Below are 20,036 nucleotides of genomic sequence, written 5' to 3'. Positions count from 1 at the left end.
TCCTCGGGCTGATCTACTCAGCCCTTCGCCTTTTCATAGAGCTCGAGCACGTAGTCCCAATTGATCAGGCTGTCGACGAAAGCCTCCAGGTACTTCGGGCGCGCGTTGCGATAGTCGATATAGTAGGAGTGCTCCCACACGTCGACGCCCAGGATCGGGGTAGCGCCGTGGACCAGCGGGTTCTCGCCGTTCGGGGTCTTGGAGATTTCGAGCTTGCCGTTCTTGACGGAAACCCAGGCCCAGCCCGAACCGAACTGCGTGGTGCCGGCGGCGATGAAGTCGGCCTTGAACTTGTCGTAGCCGCCGAGATCGGCGTCTACCGCCTTCTGCAGCGCGGCCGGCAGCTTGTTGCCGCCGCCGCCCTTCTTCATCCACTTCCAGAAATGGACATGGTTGTAGTGCTGGGCGGCGTTGTTGAACAGGCCGGCGTTCTTGCCGAACGACTGCTTCACGACCTCTTCCAGCGAGAGCTTGTCCAGGCCAGCTTCGGCGGCCAGCTTGTTACCGTTGTCCACATAGGCCTTGTGGTGCTTGTCGTGATGGTACTCAAGCGTCTCCTTCGACATGAAGGGCTGCAGCGCCTCGTAGTCGTAGGGCAATTCGGGCAATTCAAAAGCCATGGATCATACTCCCTTGCTGGCAAATCGCGGCATGTGTGTGCCGTCTAGAGATAGGTTGCCACCAGCATGTGACAACGGTTGCGAGGCGCGTTTTTTCGGTTTGCGCGGCTCAGGCGTTGGGGCCCGAGTGCGCCCATTCCCAATATAGATCGCGCGACAGTTTTGCTACCGGTCCCGGCTGGAGAATTCTCTCTTCGATCCGGGTGATCGGGACGATCTTCGAGTGGTTGCCGGTCGAGAATATTTCGTCGGCCTCGAGGAATTCCCGCACCGAAAGCGTCTTCTCGACGACGGTCATGCCACGTTCCGCAAGCAGGCCCATGGTGCGGGTCCGCGTGATGCCGGAAAGGAAGGTTCCGTTGGGCGCCGGCGTGAAGACCTGGCCGTTCTTGACCATGAAGATGTTCGACGAGCCGGTCTCGGCGACGTTGCCGAGCATGTCGAGCACGAGCGCGTTGTCGAAGCCGCGCATCTTGGCTTCCAGAATGGCGCGCCCGTTGTTCGGGTACAGGCAGCCCGCCTTGGCGTTGGTCGGCATCGTCTCGAGGCTCGGACGGCGGAACGGCGACAGGCCGATTGAGAAGCCCGCCGGCGGGATCATTGGCGCTTCATAGAGGCAAAGGCAGAACCTGGTCGATGCGGGATCGGCCGGCACGCCCATGTAGCCGCCGTGCTCGGCCCAGTACATGGGGCGGATGTAGACGGCCGTCTTGCCGTCGAACTTCTTGAGCCCGTCCCAGGTCAATCCGACAATGTCGTCCGCAGCCATGGTCGGCTTCAGGCCAAGCGCGATAGCCGATGCGTTCACGCGCCGGGAATGGGCCTCGAGATCGGGAGCCACGCCTTCAAACCAGCGGGCGCCATCGAACACGGTTGACGCCAGCCACATGGCATGGCTGCGCGGCCCGATGAGCGCAACGTTGCCCTCGTACCAGTCTCCATCAACGAAGGTCCAAGTCGTGGATTGTGCAGCCGCTGCCAGCGTCATCGTAGGTTTCCCGTAGCATTCGATTGATGGCCGTTATGGAAGAGGCTTTGCCCGGGCACGTCAACCGGCAGCCGGCCGAAATGTTGGAGCCAGGCGATCAGCGCTCTTGCGTCGGGCGGCAAGTCGTTGGAAAACCCTGCCATGCGCCACGCAGCCTACATATTCGACGCCTACGGCACGCTGTTCGACATCCATGCGGCCGTGCGGCGACACGCTGCGGAAATCGGTCCCGACGGCCCGCTGCTGTCCGAGATATGGCGGGCCAAGCAGCTCGAATATTCCTGGGTCCGCACGCTCATGGGTGCCCATGCCGATTTCTGGCACTTGACCGAGCGGGCGCTCGACTATGCCTTCCGCAAGGTTCCGTCGGTCGACCCTGCGATGCGCGCGAAACTGCTCGATGCCTATTGGCACCTCGACTGCTATCCGGAGGTCCCGGCCGTACTGCGCGCCCTCAAGGACAACGGCGCGCGGCTGGCCATACTTTCAAACGGATCGCCTGAGATGCTCGACGCTGCGGTGCGTTCGGCGGCACTCGACATGATCCTGGACGAGGTGTTCTCGGTCGAAAGCGTCCGCCGCTTCAAGCCGGACCCATCCGTCTATGACCTGGTGGCGAGCAACTGGCGGCTCTATCCGGAATCGGTGTCCTTCCAGTCGTCCAATCGCTGGGACATAGCGGGCGCGGCAAAGTTCGGCTTCCGCACCGTCTGGATAAATCGAAATTCCCAGCCCGACGAATATAGCGACCATCCGCCGCATTTAATCCTTCCGTCGCTGGAAGGTTTACTGACGCACGGCTAAGTCGTCGCTGCAACACTTGTTGCAATATCGCAACAGTGATCAGTCGATCACAGATTTGCCATTGTTTTTCCACCTTCAAGCCTGAATTAACGACGCCTATCATCATACGCGTTAATGGGAACGCAACAGGTTTCTTTTATATTCACCATATCATCCGAACTGGAACTCCAGACTGCTGTCATGTCCATAATTCTTCCCCCTAAGCCATCCCTGAGCCGTCGCGGCTTCCTGAATCTGACGGCGGCCGGTGCCGCATCGGCGGCCCTTTCGGCTTGCGCCACCACCAGCGGAAGCGATCAGGTTTCTGCCGCTCCCGCCGTGCAGCCGCCCGTCAGCGTCGACCCGGCATTCGGCGACTACACGACCATGTACTCGTCCGTCGTCGACGAGGGGTATGAGATACCGGCGATCCCGCTCAAGAAGGTCCAGAGCAAGTACATGCGGCAGATCGTCCCCGATCCCACCGGTGAACGCCCCGGCACCATCGTGGTCGATACGTCGAGCTTCTTCCTCTACCTGGTGCGTGAAAACGGCGAGGCGCTCCGCTATGGCGTCGGCCTCGGACGCCAGGGGTTTGCATGGTCCGGCCGCGCCGTCATGCAGTGGAAGCGCAAGTGGCCGACCTGGACCCCGCCGGATGAAATGATCACCCGCCAGCCGGAACTCGAGAAATACAGCGCCCGCAACGGCGGCATGCAGCCCGGGCTGACCAACCCGCTCGGCGCCCGTGCGCTCTACATCTTCCAGAACAAGCAGGACACGCTCTACCGTATCCACGGCTCGCCGGAATGGTGGTCGATCGGCAAGGCGGTTTCCTCGGGCTGCGTCCGCATGATGAACCAGGACGTGATTGACCTCTACGATCGCGTTCCGAACGGCAGCCCGATCCTTGTCACCAATGGGCTTGGTACCGCCTGATCTGGTTTCGGATTGACCAAAGACTACGGCGGCGTGCCCTGCACGCCGCCGTTTTCGTTAGAAGCCTTTCTTCAGGCTCCCCAGAATTCCGCGAACCAGTTCGCGTCCGAGCGACGAGCCGACCGAGCGTACCACCGACTTAATCGCGGCTTCGGCCACGGATTGGCGGCCAGAGCTGCTGCGCTGCCGCGGGGCGCCACCCGAGGTGCGGTCGCCGTCGTTGCCAAAGCCCGGGATCGTCCAGCCACCACCACCGGTATCTGCCTTCTGGGCTTCTTGCTGCGCCTGCTGGGCCTCGGCTGCCTTCTTCTGCAGCATTTCGAACGCCGATTCACGGTCGACCGTCTGGTCATACTGGCCGGCGACCGGGCTTTCGTTGATCAGCTTGCGCCGCTCGTCGGCCGTAACCGGGCCGAGGCGCGATGCCGGCGGACGGATCAGCGTCCGCTGCACCATCGCCGGCACGCCCTTGGCCTCGAGCATCGAGACCAGCGCCTCGCCGGTGCCGAGTTGGGTGATGGCAGTCGCGCAATTGAAGTCCGGGTTCGGTCTGAAGGTATCGGCAGCCGTCTTGACCGCCTTCTGCTCGCGCGGCGTGTAGGCGCGCAACGCGTGCTGCACGCGATTACCGAGCTGGGCGAGCACGGTATCCGGAACGTCGAGCGGGTTCTGGGTGACGAAATAGACGCCGACGCCCTTCGAACGGATAAGCCGCACCACCTGCTCGACCCGGTCGACGACGATCTTCGGCGCCTCGTCGAACAGGAGATGCGCTTCGTCGAAGAAGAAGACCAGTTTTGGCTTGTCGGGATCGCCCACCTCCGGCAGCACCTCGAACAGCTCAGAGAGCAGCCAGAGCAGGAAGGTCGCATAGAGCCGCGGGTTCATCATCAGCTTGTCGGCGGCCAGCACGTTGATCGCGCCGCGGCCATCGCGGGTTGTCCGCATGATGTCGGCAATCTTCAGCGCCGGCTCGCCAAAGAAGTTGTTGCCGCCCTGCTGCTCCAGCACGAGCAGCGAACGCTGGATCGCCCCGACCGACGGTTTGGTCACGTTGCCATAGCGGGCGCCGATCTCGTCGGCGCGTTCGGCGATGTTGGCCAGCAGCGCCTGCAAGTCCTTCATGTCGAGCAGCAGCAGACCCTCTTCGTCGGCGATGCGGAAGGCAATGTTCAGCACGCCTTCCTGCGCCTCGGTCAGGTTCATGAGACGCGACAGAAGCAGCGGACCCATCTCCGACACCGTTGCCCGGATCGGATGTCCCTGTTCGCCGAACAGGTCCCAGAAGATCACCGGGAACTCCTGGAACTCGTAGGGGTCGAGCTTCACCGCCTGGGCGCGGGCTACCAGGAAGTCCTTCGCGTCGCCCATCATGGCAATGCCCGAGAGATCGCCCTTGATGTCGGCGCAGAAGACCGGCACGCCCGCATTCGAGAAACCTTCGGCGAGGATCTGCAGCGTCACGGTCTTTCCGGTGCCGGTCGCGCCGGTGACCAGGCCGTGGCGGTTGCCGTATTTCAGCAGCAGCGCTTCAGGTCGCTGGTAGCTGTCGTCCGGCTTGCGGCTGGCACCAATGAAAATGCTGTCGTCCTGCGCCATGGGCGTCCTCTCCGGCAATGCGATGTCGCGACCGCTTGCGCGGCCCCTGAAAGGTATAGTGGCCGCCTCACCGGGCGACAATGGCTTGGTTCCCGCCACCCTCCATGTTATACGTGAGTTATAACATGGAGATGCAGCACATGAACGTGACTGTGCGCAAGATCGGAAACTCGGAAGGCGTGATCCTGCCCAAGGAGGTGCTCGACCGGCACAATCTCAGGGCCGGGGATACACTTGTCCTCACCGAGGACGGAAACGAGCTACGGCTGCGGCCGGCTGAGGATGATCCGGAAGAGTTTGAGCGCAAGATGAAGATCGCGCGGGAACGGATGAAAAAATACGAGGTCGCGTATCGCGCCCTCGCCAAATGACAGAGTTCCATTCGCGACAATTCGTCGAGGCCATGCATGCCGAGCAACTGCGGCTGCATGGCGGCGCCCCCGGCATTCGGTCAGAGGACATGCTGGAATCGGCGCTGGCACGCCCGCTTCAGAAAGAAGCCTACGGCCAACCCGGTCTTTGCGAGTTGGCAGCCGCCTATCTGTTCGGTATTGCCAAGAACCATCCATTTGTGGACGGCAACAAGAGAACGGCCTTCGCGGCGGCTGACTTGTTCCTGTACTTCAACGGGCTAAGTGTGGAAGCGCCACAAGAGGACATCATCCAATTCGTGCTGATGGTCGCCGCCGGCGAGATCGACGAAGGCGGCGCGGCCGCATTCTTCCGCGACCACACCATCGCAATCGAAAGCTAGATTCGGATCTCGACGATCTCCCAGTCGCGCCCGTTGACGGTGGCGACCTCGCCCACCGCCTTGCCGAACAGGGCCTGGGCCATGGGCGAGACATGCGAAATGCTGCCCTTGGCGGCATTGGCCTCGTCTTCGCCGACGATGCGCCACGCGTGACGCTTGCCGTCGTCGTCCTCGATGCTGACCCTCATGCCGAAGCGCACGACGGAACTGTCGGGCTCGGGAACCGAGACCTCGGCGGTTTCCCGGCGCGCCTGCCAATAGCGAAGATCGCGCGAAACCGTCGCGATGCGCTCGCGGTCGGCCGCGGCTTCGGCCTTGGCCAGTTCCTCGCGCAAGCCGCCCAGCTCGGTCTCGATATGGGCTAGTCCCTGTTCCGTCACCAGATTGCGGTGCGTGCTTACCGGTCGCTCGCCGATGTCGGCGATCTGGTTTTCGCTGTCGTCTTCACGCGTGAAAGCTCTGCTCATGGAAAGAACCTAGGCCTTCGTTTGGTCGATAACAAGCCGGCTCATCTGACCGTATCTCTTCACCCTTCAGGCGAATACTTCGGTCGGCCTGAGCGACGCGACCTCGATCCCGTTCCAGTTCTTCAGGACGGGATTGGCCGCACTGCGCATCTTGGCAGCCAGCCCGCCGTCGCCCGAAAGAAGCTTGGCCAGCACGGCCGAAATCATGACCTCGGCAGCCCGGCCCGCACCGTCGTCGCATTTGAGCGCGATGCCAAGCCCAAGCTCCGGCAACGCGGCACAATAGACACCCTCGGCACCGACCTTGACGAAGATCCTTCCGGGGGCAGCCTGCATCAACTCGGTATCGGCCCTTCCGGTTCCGGCGACCATGAAAGGTTCCGCCATGCAGGCCGCCAGGAGCCGGCGCGCAGCCTTGGCTCGCTCCGGTCCCAGGCCCGCTCCGGTCGCCATCCGGGCAAAGCCCAGGGCAAGATTGTCGAGCGGAATGGCGAATGTCGGGATTGAGCATCCGTCGGTGCCGCGGTTGGAGGCGTCATGGGCCGCGCCGGTCACCTCCTCCATCGTCCGGCGAACCATCTGCTGGAAGCGATGGTCGGCGCCGACATAGCCGCGATGGTCGATGTCCAGATGCCTGCAGGTGCAGACGAAGCCCGCGTGCTTGCCCGAACAGTTGTTGTGGAGGGCACTCGGAGCCGCCCCGCTGCGCGCCAGTCCAATCATCGCGCCCTGCCCCGACGGCCAGTGCGCGCCGCATTCCAGGGCATCTGCTCCGAGACCGGCCTTGGCCAGCATGGACTGCGCCAGTTCGGCGTGAGCCGGCTCGCCGGAATGCGAGGCGCAGGCAAGCGCCAGCTCGCGCTCGCCGAAGCCGTAGCGGTCCGCGGCGCCGCTCTCGACGAAGGGCAATGCCTGGATCGCCTTGGCGGCCGATCGCGGAAACACCGGCCGCGCGGTGTCGCCGAGGGCGAGAACCTTCCCGCCATCCGCATCCATCACCACGACCGAGCCGCGATGGACGCTTTCGACGGTGCCGCCACGCAGCATCTCGACGAGTACCGGATTTGTCATTTCTAGCGAGCCTTCATGCAACAGCAACAATCGACGGCCGACGCGATCTCACACAGAGTCGCTCACGGTCGGTCTATCGATAGCCCGGCTGCAAGCAATCCGCCATCCACGGCCAGCGTATGGCCGTTGATGTAGCTCGCTTCGGGTGAAAGCAGGAAGGCGGCAGCCGCTGCGATCTCGTCGGGTTCGGCAAACCGCCCCTGCGGGACGTGTCTCGATTCGATGCGGCCGTTGCCGGGCGAATAGGCGTTGTCACCGGAAGGACCGGCAGCAATCGCGTTCACCCTGACCCCGCGCCCCGCACATTCGAGCGCCAACACCTGCGACATCAGCTTGAGCCCGGCTTCCGATGCGGCCACGGCCAATTGGCCGTGATGTGCCCGCAGCCCTGCCAACGAACCGATGCTGACGATCGAAAGCGATGCACCCATGCGTTCGAGCGCCGCCTTGGCCGCGATGAAGGGGGCGACGAGGTTGAGGTCGAGCGCCTCGCGCAGCATTTCGGCGCTGGTGTCCTCGACCGAGGAACTCCGCCCAAACCCGGTCATTGCAATCAGGCCACCGATGAGGCCAAGCCGGTCGACCACCTGGTCGAAAGCATCGGCCACATCGTCCTCGTCCGTCGGATCGGCCTCGATAAAGACGACTTCGTCGTTGTCGATCTGATCTTCCGCCGCCTGGAGCGCTCCGCCGTCGGCGTCGATCACCGCCACCGGCCATCCGTCGGCGATCAGGCGCTCGGCCACTGCAAGGCCGATGCCCGAAGCGCCGCCGATGACCACGGCGGAATGCCTCATCTGATGCGGTCCAGGATGGAGACGTAGTTGGCGACCGCGGCACCGCCCATGTTGAAGATGCCGCCGAGCCTGGCGTCCTTGACCTGGATGCCGCCTGCCTCGCCGGCCAGCTGCATGGCCGTCAGCACGTGCATCGAAACCCCGGTCGCACCGATCGGATGCCCTTTGGCCTTGAGGCCGCCGGAAGGATTGACCGGCAGGCGGCCGTCCTTGGCGGTGATGCCTTCCATTGCGATGCGGGCACCCTCGCCGCGCGGCGCAAGCCCCATCGCCTCGTATTCGATCAGTTCGGCGATGGTGAAGCAGTCATGCGTCTCGACGAAGGACAGGTCGTCGAGCGAAACGCCGGCCGACTTCAGCGCCTTGTTCCATGCCACCTCGCAGCCTTCGAACTGCAGGATGTCGCGCTTCGACATCGGCAGGAAATCCTGCACATGCTCGTTGGCGCGGAAGGCGATCGCCCGGCGCATCCTGAGCGCCGTGGTAGCGTCGGTCAGCACCAGGGCGGCTGCGCCGTCCGAAACCAGCGAGCAATCGGTGCGCTTCAGCGGCCCGGCGACGAAGGGGTTCTTCTCGCTCTCCTGGCGGCAGAAGTCGAAGCCAAAATCCTTGCGCATCTGGGCGTAGGGATTGTCGACGCCGTTCTTGTGGTTCTTGGCCGCGATCATCGCCAGCGCGTCCGACTGGTCGCCGTAGCGCTGGAAATAGGCCTGGGCGATCTTGCCGAACACACCCGCGAAGCCCGCCGGGGTGTCGCCGTCCTCGGGCAGGTAGGACGCACGCAGCAGGTTCTTACCGATCTCCGGTCCCGGCGTCATGGTCATCTGCTCGGCGCCAACCACCAGCACGATGCGCTGGCCGGCATTCACCGCGCGGATGCCCTGGCGCACCGCGGCCGAACCCGTGGCACAGGCATTTTCGACACGCGTCGCCGGCTTGAAGCGCAGTCGGTCGTCGGCCTGGAGCACGAGGCTCGCAGTGAAGTCCTGGGCCGAGAAACCGGCATTGAAATGGCCGAGCACGATCTCGTCGACATCGTCCGGGCCGATGCCGGCATGTTCGAGCGCCTCGTTCGCGACCTTGGTAATCAGGCTTTCGAGCGTCTCGCCTTCGAGCTTGCCGAAGCGCGAATGGGCCCAGCCCACGATGCATGCGGTCATGTTCGTCTCCGTCGCCGATTCACATTTTGCGCCATTTGACAGGCGATTCCAACGCCTTCAATTCAGTTCAACTATGAACAATTTTGGCCGAGTTGCAATGCCGCAATTGGAACTACGAGCGCCGCGCATTTTCATTGATTGATGAGTCAATTAAAAATAAGGTCGCTCGCCGGAGGAAGCTGATGCCCAAGGTCGGAATGGAGCCGCTGCGCCGCAAGGCGCTGATCGACGCGACGATCTCCGCGATCGGCGAACGCGGCACGCTCGACGTGACCATGTCGGAGATCGCCGGCCGCGCCGGCGTGTCGTCCGCCCTCGCCCACCACTATTTCGGCGCCAAGGACGAATTGCTCGCCGCCACGATGCGGCACCTGTTGTCCGAACTCCTTGCGGACACGACCGCAGCGCTGCGGCTGGCAGCGACGCCGCGCGCTCGCGTCTCGGCCGTCATCTCGGTGAATTTCTCGGACAAGCAGTTCCGCGCCGAGACCATCGCCGCTTGGCTTGCATTCTACGTCGAGGCGCAGAAGTCACCGGCATTGCGCCGCCTGCTGCGCATCTATGCCCGCCGCCTCCAGTCCAATCTGATGAGCGGCCTCGGCCGGCTCCTGCCGCACGGCGAGGCAGAGCGCGTCGCCGAAGCGACGGCGGCCATGATCGACGGCCTCTACATTCGGCGTGCCCTGCGCGACGGCATACCCAACGCGGCGTCGGCCGTCGCGCTGGTCGAGGACTTCCTGGAAACCAAGCTCTCGCAGGTGTCGCTGAAGCCATGATCCACCAGCCGAACATCCTCATCATCATGGTCGACCAACTGGCCGGGACCTTGTTCCAGGACGGGCCGGCCGACTTCCTGCACGCCCCGCACCTCAAGGCGCTGGCAGCGCGATCGGCGCGGTTCAAGAACAACTACACGGCCTCGCCGCTCTGCGCGCCGGGCCGCGCCGCCTTCATGAGCGGACAGTTGCCGTCGCGTACAGGCGTCTATGACAATGCCGCCGAATTCACTTCCTCGATCCCGACCTTTGCCCATCACCTGCGTGCCGCCGGTTATCACACCGTGCTCTCGGGCAAGATGCATTTCGTCGGGCCGGACCAGATGCACGGTTTCGAGGAGCGGCTGACGACCGATATCTACCCCGCCGATTTCGGCTGGACGCCGGACTACCGCAAGCCGGGCGAGCGCATCGACTGGTGGTATCACAATCTCGGCTCGGTCACGGGCGCGGGCACGGCCGAGATCACCAACCAGATGGAGTATGACGACGAGGTCGCCTTCCTGGCGACCCGGAAGCTCTACGACTTCGCCCGCGTCTCCGATCAGGCCGAGCGTCGTCCTTGGTGCCTCACCGTCTCCTTCACCCACCCGCACGACCCCTATGTCGCGCGGCGGCAATTTTGGGACCTCTATGAGGATTGCCCTGCCCTCGATCCCGAGGTCGGCTTCATCCCTGAAGACAAGCAGGACCCGCATTCGCAGCGGCTCTACCTCGCCAGCGACTATGCGAGCTTCGACATCACGCCCGAGCAGGTGCGGCGTTCGAGGCGCGGCTACTTCGCCAACATCTCCTACATCGACGACAAGGTCGGCGAACTCATGTCGGTACTCGAGCGCACATCCATGCTCGACGACACCGTCATCCTGTTCTGTTCCGACCACGGCGACATGCTGGGCGAGCGCGGCCTTTGGTTCAAGATGTGCTTCTACGAAGGTTCGGCGCGTGTGCCGCTGATGATCGCGGGCAAGGCCATCCCAAGCGGACGGATCGAAGCGCCGACCTCCAATCTCGATGTCCTGCCGACGCTGTGCGACCTGGCCGGCATCGACCTGTCGGCCATAGCGCCCTGGGCCGACGGCCGGTCGCTCGCTCCGCTCACCCGCGGCGAGCCGCGAACCACCCCTGTGCTCATGGAATATGCCGCCGAGGGCTCCTACGCCCCGCTGGTCGCCATCCGCGAGGGCCGCTTCAAGTTCGTCCATTGCGAGATCGACCCGCCGCAACTGTTTGATCTGGAATCGGATCCGCAAGAACTCGACAACCTCGCCGCCGATCCGAAACACGCCGAGCTCGTCGCCGGCTTCATGGCCAAGGTCCGCGCTCGCTGGGACATGGCGGCCTTCGACGCGGCCGTGCGCGAGAGCCAGGCGCGCCGCTGGGTGGTCTATCCCGCGCTGCGCAACGGCGCCTACTACCCGTGGGATTTCCAGCCGCTGCAGAAAGCGTCCGAGCGCTACATGCGCAACCACATGGACCTCAACGTGCTCGAAGAGAGCAAGCGTTTCCCGAGAGGCGAATGATGACAACTGCCGTTCCGAGCCTGGACAGGCTGCGCCAGGCCTATGCCGAGACCTCACGCGCAACGCAGCTGACACCGCTGCTCGAATCCGTAGCCCTTGCCCGCGAGACAGGCGCTGCGCGTGTCTTCGTTAAGGCCGAGTCGCTGCAATGGGCCGGCTCGTTCAAGGCGCGCGGCGCCTATTGGCGGCTGAAGCAGCTCACGGCCGACGAGGCGAAGCGCGGCGTGGTCGCCTATTCCTCCGGCAATTTTGCCCAGGGACTCGCGGCCGCCGGTCAGGCGCTCGGCATTCCCGTCACCATCGTCATGCCCATAGACGCCCCCGCCGCCAAGCACGAAGCGACCAAGGGCTACGGCGCCCGCGTCGTGCTCACCGACCACGGCGACCGCGCCCGCGAGGAAGTCGCCGCCGCCAAGGCGCGCGAGATCTCGGAAACCGAAGGGCTCGCCCTGCTGCATCCGTTCGACGACCCCGAGATCGTCGCCGGCCAGGCCGGTGCCGGGCTCGAAGCGCTCAACCAGCTGGCAGCCAAGGGCGCCACGGCGGACATCGTGCTCTGCCCGGTCGGCGGCGGCGGGTTGATCGGCGGCGTGTCGCTCGCCTTCCACTATCTCTCGCCAGCAACCTGGGTCTTCGCCGTCGAACCCGAAGGCTTCAACGGCATGGGCAGCTCGCTCGCCCACGGCGCCATCGAAACCATGCCGCTCGGCCCGAAGTCGATCTGCGACGGGCTGATGGCGCGCAAGCCGGGCGAAGCGCCCTACGCAGCCGCGACGGCGAGCAACGTGCGCGGCCTGACGGTCGACGACGCGGCCGTCCGTGGCGCGATGAAGGTGGCGTTCGAGCGGCTGAAGCTCGTGCTCGAACCGTCCGGCGCCTCGTCGCTGGCAGCACTTCTGGGAGGAAAGGTCGACGTGTCCGGCAAGACCGTGCTCGTCGTCGCAACCGGCGGCAACGTCTCGCTCGCCGATTTCATGGTCCATGTGAACAATGCTTGAAGCAGATTTCGTAATCGTCGGCTCCGGCTCCGCCGGCTCGGCCATGGCCTATCGCCTGTCGGAGGACGGCAAGCACTCGGTGATCGTCATCGAATATGGCGGCACCGATTTCGGCCCGCTGATCCAGATGCCGTCGGCACTGTCGATCCCGCTCAACATGAGCCGCTACGACTGGGGCTATGCCAGCGAGCCCGAGCCGCATCTCGGCGGTCGCGTGCTGGCCACCCCGCGCGGCAAGGTTTTGGGCGGCTCGTCCTCGATCAACGGCATGGTCTATGTCCGCGGCCATGCCCACGACTTCGACCACTGGGCCGAACAAGGTGCTGCCGGTTGGGGCTATGCCGACGTGCTGCCCTACTTCAAGCGCATGGAGCATGCGAACGGCGGCGAAGACGGCTGGCGCGGCACCTCGGGTCCGCTCAACATACAGCGCGGCCCGCGCAAGAACCCGCTCTATCAAGCCTTCGTCGAGGCGGGCCAGCAGGCCGGTTTCGAGCTGACCGAGGACTATAACGGCTCCAAGCAGGAAGGCTTCGGCGCCATGGAGCAGACCATCCACAACGGGCGCCGCTGGTCGGTGGCAAACGCCTATCTGCGCCCGGCGCTGAAGCGCGGAAATGTCCGCGTCGTCAATGGCTTCGCCCGGCGCGTAGTGATCGAGAATCAACGCGCCGTCGGCGTCGAGATCGAAGCTCGCAAGAAGATTCAGGTCGTTAAGGCGCGACGTGAAGTGATCATCGCAGCTTCGTCGATCAACTCGCCAAAGCTGCTGATGCTGTCAGGCGTCGGCCCCGCCGAGCACCTGAGGAAGCACGGCATATCAGTCGTCGCCGACCGGCGCGGCGTCGGCCAGAACCTCCAGGACCACATGGAGCTCTACATCCAGCAGGAGGCGACGCAGCCGATCACCTTGCACTCGGTCTTCAACCCTTTCTCCAAGGCGCTGATCGGGGCCGAGTGGCTGCTGTTCAAGACCGGCCTCGGCGCCACCAACCATTTCGAGGCCGCAGCCTTCGTACGCTCGAAGGCCGGCGTCGACTATCCCGACATCCAGTTCCACTTCCTGCCGGCCGCCGTGCGCTACGACGGCAAGGCGGCGGCCAAGTCGCATGGCTTCCAGGCGCATGTCGGGCCCATGCGGTCGAAGTCGCGCGGCTCTATCAGCCTCAGGTCGAGCGATCCGTGGGCCAAGCCGGAAATCCGCTTCAACTACATGTCGCACCCCGACGACTGGGAGGACTTTCGCCACTGCATCCGCCTCACCCGCGAAATCTTTGCCCAGTCGGCCTTCGATCCGTTCCGCGGCAAGGAGATTTCGCCGGGCCATCACGTTCAGACCGACGACGAACTGGACACATTCATCCGCGAGCATTCGGAAAGCGCCTACCACCCTTGCGGCACGTGCCGCATGGGTCGCGCCGACGACCCGACCAGCGTGGTCGATCCGGAGTGTCGGGTGATCGGCGTCGATGGCTTGCGCGTCGCCGACTCCTCGATCTTCCCGCGCGTGACCAACGGCAACCTCAACGGACCGTCGATTATGACGGGCGAGAAGGCCGCCGACCACATCCTCGGCCGGACGCCGCTCGCGCCGTCCAACCAGGAGCCGTGGATCAATCCGCGCTGGCAGGTCTCCGACAGATAGAGCATCATCCGGCCAACTCGCCCGGACATTGAAAATACAACTGGAGCAAACGCATGCGCGCCCAGCCCAAAGCCTCCCATTATGTCAACGGCCGCTACATAGACGACGAACGCGGAGCCCTGATCCCGGTCATCTATCCGGCCACAGGCGAGACAATCGCCGAACTGCGGTCGGCAACGCAGAACATCGTCGAACTGGCCGTCGAGGCCGCGCGCGAGGCACAGCCGGCCTGGGCCCGGCTGAAGCCGGTCGAACGCGGCCGCATCCTGCGGCGGGCCGCCGACATTCTCCGCGCCCGCAATGAGGAACTCTCCAGGCTGGAGACCCTCGACACCGGCAAGGCGATCCAGGAGACGCTTGTCGCCGACGCGGCATCAGCCGCCGACTGCCTCGAGTTCTTCGCCGGCGCGGTCGCCGCCTTCAACGGCGACTATGTCGATCTCGGCGGCCCGTTCGCCTACACCAAGCGCGAGGCGCTCGGCGTCTGCGTCGGCATCGGCGCCTGGAACTATCCGATCCAGATCGCCGGCTGGAAGTCAGGCCCCGCGCTCGCCATGGGCAACGCCATGGTGTTCAAGCCTTCCGAAAACACGCCGCTGTCGGCGCTGGCTCTCGCGGAAATCTTCACCGAAGCCGGTCTGCCCGACGGTCTCTTCAACGTTGTCCAGGGGTATGGCGACGTCGGCGCGGCGCTCGCATCGCATCCGGTCGTCGACAAGATCTCGCTCACCGGCTCGGTGCCGACTGGCAAGAAGGTGCTGTCGCTCGCCGGCTCGCACATGAAGCATGCGACGATGGAACTCGGCGGCAAGTCGCCGATCATCGTCTTCGACGACGCCGACCTAGAGAACGCCATCGGCGGCGCCATGCTCGGCAACTTCTACTCGACCGGGCAGGTCTGCTCCAACGGCACCCGCGTCTTCGTCCAGAAGGGCCTGCACGACCGCTTCGTCGAACGGCTTGTCGAGCGCACCAAGGCGATCCGCATCGGCGACCCGCTCGATCCCGACACCCAGATGGGCCCGCTGGTCAGCAAGGCCCAGCACGACAAGGTTCTCGACTACATCGCCGTCGGCATGAACGAAGGCGCTGAGCTGCGCTGCGGCGGCGGCACGCCGTCACTGCAGGGCTTCGAGGGCGGCTTCTTCGTCGAGCCGACCGTCTTTTCCGGCGTCAAGGACAACATGCGCATCGCCCGCGAGGAGATCTTCGGTCCGGTCATGAGCGTTCTGTCCTTCGACAGCGAAGAGGAAGCTATCGCGCGTGCCAACGACACCGAGTTCGGCCTGGCGGCCGGCGTGTTCACCAAGGACATAGTGCGCGGCCATCGCGTCATCGGCGAGCTCAAGGCCGGCACCTGCTGGATCAACGCCTACAACCTGACGCCGGTCGAACTTCCCTTCGGCGGCGCCAAGCAGTCGGGCATCGGCCGCGAAAACTCGCTTGCCGCGCTCCAGCACTATTCCCAGCTCAAGACGGTCTATGTCGAGACCGGCGACGTCGCCAGCCCGTACTGATCGCGCTCAACCGCCTTTCACGCAAAAGCCGGCCAATTGGCCGGCTTTTCGTTTGCGCGGCACCTCAGCGCACGACGTCCTCGGTCTTGTCGAGATACTGCGTCAACGCCGTCACCAGATGGTAGAAGATGCTGGCCGGCACTTCCTTGGCCAGCGAGCGACCGCGCTCGTCGATCTGGTCGATCCACAGGCCTTGCGGCGCGGGATCGATGTGCCAGCGGAACAGGCGACCGACACGCGCCTCGATCTCAGGCTTGAGATCGGGGCCGCCGGTGCCGTCGAGCGCCACGGCCGCCTTGATCGCCTCGGTCTGCGGCCAGCTGCGCGAGATGCGGTCGAGCGGCAAGCCTTGCCGGGACACTGCGCCATAGGCCAGTCCCGTCGCGCGGTTGAGCCCGTTGGCGACAGCCGACGCATAGAGCTTGCGACCGAAGGCAACGAGATCCTTCTGGCCGCTCTTGTCGGCGAAGTCGACCAGCAGCGACGCCCACTCGAAATGATGGCCCGGCTCGGTCCACTGGCCCTTCTCGCCTGAGGCCGGATGCCAGTCGCGGTCGAAGAACTCGCCCAGCGTCCAGCTATCCACCTCGAAGAAATGACTGCGGAACAGGTCGATGATGCGGGCCGCGCGGCGCAGATAGGCGCGGTCGCCGGTCACCGCGTGCCAGGCGAGAAAGGCCTCCAGCAGGTGCATATGCGGGTTCGAGCGCCGCACGCCCTCCCCGTCCGGGCTTTCCATGAAGCCCGTCATGCGTTCGTCCTCGAGATGCTGGTCGAGGAAGGCGAAGGTCTCCTCGGCGAGCTTCAGAGCGCCGTTGTTGCCGGAGCGATGGGCATGCGCCAACGCCAGCAGCACGCAGGCGTGGTCGTAGGCGTCCTCAACCGGGTCGAGCACGCTGCCGTCGGGATTGAGCGTGCGCACCCAACCGCCGCGGTCGGTGCGGCCCTTGTCGGCCATGAAACGGATGCCGTGGTCGATCAATTGGTCGGCGTTGCCATCCCAGCCGCGCTGCTTGGCCACCGCGAAGGCGTAGACCTGGCGCGCCATGGTGCGCATGCGCTTGGGCTTGGCCAGCGGTCGCGTGTCGAAGCCTAGCGCCTCGTGGAACCCGCCGAACTGTTCGTCGACACCGACGGTGGACCACAGCGGCAGCGTCTCGTTCATCAGCCAGTGCTGGACGCGCCGGCGCCAGGCGCCGTTGGCAAGCACCCGGCCGTGCGCGGGCGTGAACTTCGTCTCCAGGCGTCCGCTCTTTTCGAGCTGCTCGACGATCTTCTTGACGTTCTGGCTGTGGCTGACCGGCGCGACGAAGGTCGCATCGGAGGTCGAGACAATGGCGACGTCCTTCATGCCGATGGCCGAAAGCAGCCGCCCGTCACCACGCAGATAGGAATTCTCGCAGTCGATGGCGACGACGTCGCCGACGATGACGTTGCCGTCCTTGTCGGAGGGGCTGACGTCGAGCAGCGATTGCCATGAGCCGAGATCGTTCCAACGGAAACTCGCCGGTACCATGGCTATGCCGTCGACGCGTTCCATGATGGCGTAGTCGATCGAGTTGGACGGGATGGCCTGATAGGCATCAAGCGGCATGTAGACGCCGGAGAGGTCGCTGGTCGCGGCCTTGAACGCAGCCTCGGCCTTCTGCCAGATTTCCGGCTGGTGCTTCAGGAAGGCGTCGCGCATGGCGCTTGCCTTGAACAGGAAGATGCCCGCGTTCCAGAAGAAGTTGCCGGCAGCGAGATAGCCCTCCGCCGTCTTGAGGTCAGGCTTCTCGACGAAGCGCGTCACGTCGGACACGCTGCCGGTCTCGGCCCCTGCCTCGATGTAGCCGTAGCCCGTCTCGGGCGCGGTCGGGCGGATGCCGAACACAACCATGCGGCCGGCCTGGGCCGCCGGCACGCCGCGTTCGACCGTGTCCCAGAACTGTCGCTGCGTCGAAATCTCGTGGTCCGAAGGCACCACCAGCACTATGCCGTCGCCATAGACCTTGATCGTCTGCAACGCGGCTATCGCGACGGCGGCCGCCGTGTTACGGCCCGTCGGCTCGAAGATCGCGCCGCCGCCGGAAAGTTCGATCGCGGCAAGGTCGACGCGCACCCTTGCCGCGTGGCGTTCCGATGCGATGAGGAAAATCGGCGTTTCGCCCTCGTCTCGTGCGGCAAGCCGCTTCAGCGTCTTGACCAGCATCGAGCCGTCGCCCGAAAGATCATGGAACTGCTTGGGGTTGTCCTCGCGCGACAGCGGCCAGAGCCTGGAGCCCACGCCGCCGCTCATGACAAAACTGACGATTCTTTCGGCCATACCCGCTCCCCTCAGAAGGTCTGGTTGTAGGCGCCGACGGATGGATTGCGTCTCAGCACGGCGTCGACCGCATCGAACATCTCGCGTCGGCGCTCGGATGACACCGGGCTCTCCACCACCACGACGAGCTCCGGCTTGTTGGAGGAAGCGCGCACCAGTCCCCAGGTGCCGTCTTCGGCAACGACACGCACGCCATTGACGGTCACGAGAGCGACGATCTTCTGGCCGGCAAAAATCTCGCCGTTGCGCTTCATCGCTTCGAAGTCGGCGACCACCTTGTCGACGACGCCATACTTCAGTTCGTCGTCGCAATGCGGCGACATGGTCGGCGTGCCATGGGTCAGCGGCAGCGCGCGATAGAGATCGGCCATCGACTTGCCAGGGTTGCGGTCGAGCATCTGGCACACGGCAATGGCCGTGACGATGCCATCGTCATAACCGCGGCCGATCGGCGGGTTGAAGAAGAAGTGGCCTGATTTCTCGAAGCCGGCGATGGCGCCAAGTTCGGCGACGCGGCGCTTGAGATAGGAATGGCCGGTCTTCCAGTAATCCGTCTTCGCCCCATTGGCGGCCAGCACCCTGTCGGTGTTGAACAGGCCGGTCGACTTCACGTCGACGACGAAGGTCGAGTTCGGATAGAGCGCCGAGATGTCGCGCGCGAGCATGACGCCCACCTTGTCGGCAAAAATCTCGTTGCCCTCGTTGTCGACCACGCCGCAGCGATCGCCATCGCCGTCGAAGCCCAGGCCGACGTCGGCTCCGGTCTCCAGCACCTTGTCGCGAATGGCATGCAGCATCTGCATGTCCTCGGGGTTGGGGTTGTAGCGCGGGAAACTGTGATCGAGCTCGATGTCGAGCGGAATGACCTCGCAACCGATGCGCTCCAGGGCTTCCGGCGCGAAAGCGCCTGCAGTGCCATTGCCGCAGGCCGCAACGACCCGCAGCTTGCAGGTGATGCGCTTTCCGGCGACGAGGTCGTCGAGGTACGTCTTGCGGAAATCCGGAATGAATTCGTAGGAGCCGCCACCGGTCAGGTCGAAGTCGCCATTGAGAACGATCTCCTTGAGCGCCGACATCTCGTCCGGGCCGAAGGTCAGCGGGCGCTGCGCGCCCATCTTCACGCCCGTCCAGCCGTTCTCGTTGTGCGAGGCGGTCACCATGGCGACCGACGGCGTGTCGAGCGCGAACTGGGCGAAATAGGCCATCGGCGACAGCGCCAGGCCGATATCCTTCACGCGCGCACCCGCCGCCATCATGCCCGACACCAGCGCCAGCTTGATGGACAGCGAATAGGAGCGGAAATCGTGTCCCGTCACGATGTTCGGCCCGGCCCCGAGACGGCGAATCAGCGTGCCGATGCCCATTCCCAGCGCCTGCACGCCGATCAGGTTGAGCTCCGGCTCCTTGCCAGAACTCGGATGCCCGAACCACCAGCGCGCGTCGTACTCGCGGAAGCCGGTGGGCTTGACCAGCGCACGCGTCTCGAATTCGAAGGTGTTGGGCGTGGCTTGGCCCACTGGCTTGATGTTCACGACTATACTCCACCTGCGCAAATGCTGCGCAATCGCTCTAGCCTGCACCGATTACCGCAAGATTGAGGCGCTGTCCCCCCTTCCGCAAAGGCAGCACAAAGGCTTAAAAGCACAGCAAGATTACCTACTTGCGAAAAATTGTGCCAGTCGGTCCTTTGGCGCTTGCAGGATACGGAACCGGCAGCTATAAGCCCGCCGTCTGGTCACGGAGTGTAGCGCAGCCTGGTAGCGCACATCGTTCGGGACGATGGGGTCGCAGGTTCAAATCCTGCCACTCCGACCAGAAAAATCAAAGATGTGGTCCCTCCACATCCTGCCCGACTGAACTCCCGCATAGATTTCGTTTTATAGAAATTGCAGGACGACAGGTGTTCGCAGATTTTCTGCCATATGAATACCTTGGGCCAATCCACGTTCTTACATTGCCATTTTGGGTAACCGCTCAGTTCGGCATCCGCCGATGCAAAATACCATGTGCTTGATCTGCTTGGGGTCGCAAACATAGCGTCAACCCTAGCTTGCATTGCCTTGCAGGAAGGCGTTCTGGCGCAATCAAATCCCT

At 64.2% G+C, this 20,036-nt stretch carries 18 protein-coding genes and 1 tRNA gene; 10 read left to right on the top strand and 9 right to left on the bottom strand.

Annotated features, from left to right (window positions below; translation table 11 throughout):
* Window positions 1-17: 17 nt before the first annotated feature.
* Together AmiPiv_RS02070 and AmiPiv_RS02065 are read right to left on the bottom strand one after the other, a co-directional pair.
* Window positions 18-620 (bottom strand): superoxide dismutase, encoded by a 603-nt coding sequence (locus tag AmiPiv_RS02070; protein WP_340035585.1) that lies wholly within the window; start codon window positions 618-620, stop codon window positions 18-20.
* Between the two features lie 109 nt (window positions 621-729).
* Window positions 730-1,608 (bottom strand): branched-chain amino acid aminotransferase, encoded by an 879-nt coding sequence (locus AmiPiv_RS02065; protein ID WP_340035584.1) that lies wholly within the window; start codon window positions 1,606-1,608, stop codon window positions 730-732.
* A gap of 141 nt (window positions 1,609-1,749) precedes the next feature.
* On the opposite strand from AmiPiv_RS02065, the gene AmiPiv_RS02060 reads away from it, so the two are divergent.
* Window positions 1,750-2,412 carry a haloacid dehalogenase type II gene (locus tag AmiPiv_RS02060; protein WP_340035583.1) on the top strand — a complete coding sequence of 221 codons (663 nt, stop codon included), beginning with the start codon at window positions 1,750-1,752 and terminating at the stop codon, window positions 2,410-2,412.
* A gap of 180 nt (window positions 2,413-2,592) precedes the next feature.
* Window positions 2,593-3,330, top strand: a complete 738-nt coding sequence (locus AmiPiv_RS02055) for a L,D-transpeptidase (protein WP_340035582.1) — start codon at window positions 2,593-2,595, stop codon at window positions 3,328-3,330.
* Window positions 3,331-3,387: 57 nt separating this feature from the next.
* On the opposite strand, the gene AmiPiv_RS02050 is transcribed toward AmiPiv_RS02055, so the two are convergent.
* Entirely contained in the window at window positions 3,388-4,929 is a 1,542-nt protein-coding gene (locus tag AmiPiv_RS02050; RefSeq protein ID WP_340035581.1) for a helicase HerA-like C-terminal domain-containing protein, read from the bottom strand.
* 140 nt (window positions 4,930-5,069) lie between these two features.
* On the opposite strand from AmiPiv_RS02050, the gene AmiPiv_RS02045 reads away from it, so the two are divergent.
* Window positions 5,070-5,300 (top strand): AbrB/MazE/SpoVT family DNA-binding domain-containing protein, encoded by a 231-nt coding sequence (locus AmiPiv_RS02045; protein ID WP_340035580.1) that lies wholly within the window; start codon window positions 5,070-5,072, stop codon window positions 5,298-5,300.
* A complete protein-coding gene (locus tag AmiPiv_RS02040; RefSeq protein ID WP_340035579.1) occupies window positions 5,297-5,683 on the top strand; it encodes a type II toxin-antitoxin system death-on-curing family toxin in 387 nt (128 codons plus the stop codon). The genes AmiPiv_RS02045 and AmiPiv_RS02040 overlap by 4 nt, the downstream gene beginning before the upstream one ends.
* Here the strand turns inward: AmiPiv_RS02040 and greA are convergent.
* The 4 genes from greA to AmiPiv_RS02020 form a co-directional block, all read right to left on the bottom strand.
* Window positions 5,680-6,150 (bottom strand): transcription elongation factor GreA, encoded by a 471-nt coding sequence (gene greA, locus AmiPiv_RS02035; RefSeq protein WP_340035578.1) that lies wholly within the window; start codon window positions 6,148-6,150, stop codon window positions 5,680-5,682. The two genes, AmiPiv_RS02040 and greA, sit on opposite strands and share 4 nt — an antisense overlap.
* Window positions 6,151-6,216: 66 nt before the next feature.
* Entirely contained in the window at window positions 6,217-7,221 is a 1,005-nt protein-coding gene (locus AmiPiv_RS02030; RefSeq protein WP_340035577.1) for an asparaginase, read from the bottom strand.
* Window positions 7,222-7,283: 62 nt separating this feature from the next.
* Window positions 7,284-8,018 carry an SDR family NAD(P)-dependent oxidoreductase gene (locus AmiPiv_RS02025; protein ID WP_340035576.1) on the bottom strand — a complete coding sequence of 245 codons (735 nt, stop codon included), beginning with the start codon at window positions 8,016-8,018 and terminating at the stop codon, window positions 7,284-7,286.
* Window positions 8,015-9,178 carry an acetyl-CoA acetyltransferase gene (locus AmiPiv_RS02020; protein ID WP_340035575.1) on the bottom strand — a complete coding sequence of 388 codons (1,164 nt, stop codon included), beginning with the start codon at window positions 9,176-9,178 and terminating at the stop codon, window positions 8,015-8,017. Before AmiPiv_RS02020 ends, AmiPiv_RS02025 begins: the two co-directional genes overlap by 4 nt.
* A gap of 182 nt (window positions 9,179-9,360) precedes the next feature.
* Between AmiPiv_RS02020 and betI the strand changes: the two genes are divergently transcribed.
* From betI to betB, 5 genes are read left to right on the top strand one after another with little or no spacing between them, the layout of a single operon-like run.
* Window positions 9,361-9,954: a transcriptional regulator BetI gene (gene betI, locus AmiPiv_RS02015; protein ID WP_340035574.1), complete on the top strand. Its 594-nt coding sequence runs from the start codon at window positions 9,361-9,363 to the stop codon at window positions 9,952-9,954.
* Window positions 9,951-11,477, top strand: coding sequence for a choline-sulfatase (gene betC / locus AmiPiv_RS02010; RefSeq protein ID WP_340035573.1), 1,527 nt, complete (start codon window positions 9,951-9,953; stop codon window positions 11,475-11,477). The genes betI and betC overlap by 4 nt, the downstream gene beginning before the upstream one ends.
* Window positions 11,474-12,475 carry a threonine/serine dehydratase gene (locus AmiPiv_RS02005; protein ID WP_340035572.1) on the top strand — a complete coding sequence of 334 codons (1,002 nt, stop codon included), beginning with the start codon at window positions 11,474-11,476 and terminating at the stop codon, window positions 12,473-12,475. Before betC ends, AmiPiv_RS02005 begins: the two co-directional genes overlap by 4 nt.
* The gene (gene betA, locus AmiPiv_RS02000; protein ID WP_340035571.1) at window positions 12,468-14,120 is read left to right on the top strand and encodes a choline dehydrogenase; all 1,653 of its coding nucleotides are present in this window, start codon (window positions 12,468-12,470) and stop codon (window positions 14,118-14,120) included. Before AmiPiv_RS02005 ends, betA begins: the two co-directional genes overlap by 8 nt.
* Before the next feature lie 53 nt (window positions 14,121-14,173).
* Window positions 14,174-15,637, top strand: a complete 1,464-nt coding sequence (gene betB, locus AmiPiv_RS01995) for a betaine-aldehyde dehydrogenase (RefSeq protein WP_340035570.1) — start codon at window positions 14,174-14,176, stop codon at window positions 15,635-15,637.
* 64 nt (window positions 15,638-15,701) lie between these two features.
* On the opposite strand, the gene AmiPiv_RS01990 is transcribed toward betB, so the two are convergent.
* Window positions 15,702-17,942 carry a mannose-1-phosphate guanylyltransferase/mannose-6-phosphate isomerase gene (locus AmiPiv_RS01990; protein WP_340035569.1) on the bottom strand — a complete coding sequence of 747 codons (2,241 nt, stop codon included), beginning with the start codon at window positions 17,940-17,942 and terminating at the stop codon, window positions 15,702-15,704.
* 11 nt (window positions 17,943-17,953) lie between these two features.
* Entirely contained in the window at window positions 17,954-19,474 is a 1,521-nt protein-coding gene (locus tag AmiPiv_RS01985; RefSeq protein ID WP_340035568.1) for a phosphomannomutase/phosphoglucomutase, read from the bottom strand.
* Window positions 19,475-19,680: 206 nt separating this feature from the next.
* Between AmiPiv_RS01985 and AmiPiv_RS01980 the strand changes: the two genes are divergently transcribed.
* Window positions 19,681-19,757 (top strand) — tRNA-Pro (locus AmiPiv_RS01980).
* The last annotated feature ends 279 nt before the right edge of the window (window positions 19,758-20,036 follow it).

Source organism: Aminobacter sp. Piv2-1, from assembly GCF_037625995.1.
Lineage (GTDB): Bacteria > Pseudomonadota > Alphaproteobacteria > Rhizobiales > Rhizobiaceae > Aminobacter.
Note: the sequence above shows the minus strand (reverse complement) of the source record. Positions and strands in the feature narration are given on the sequence as shown.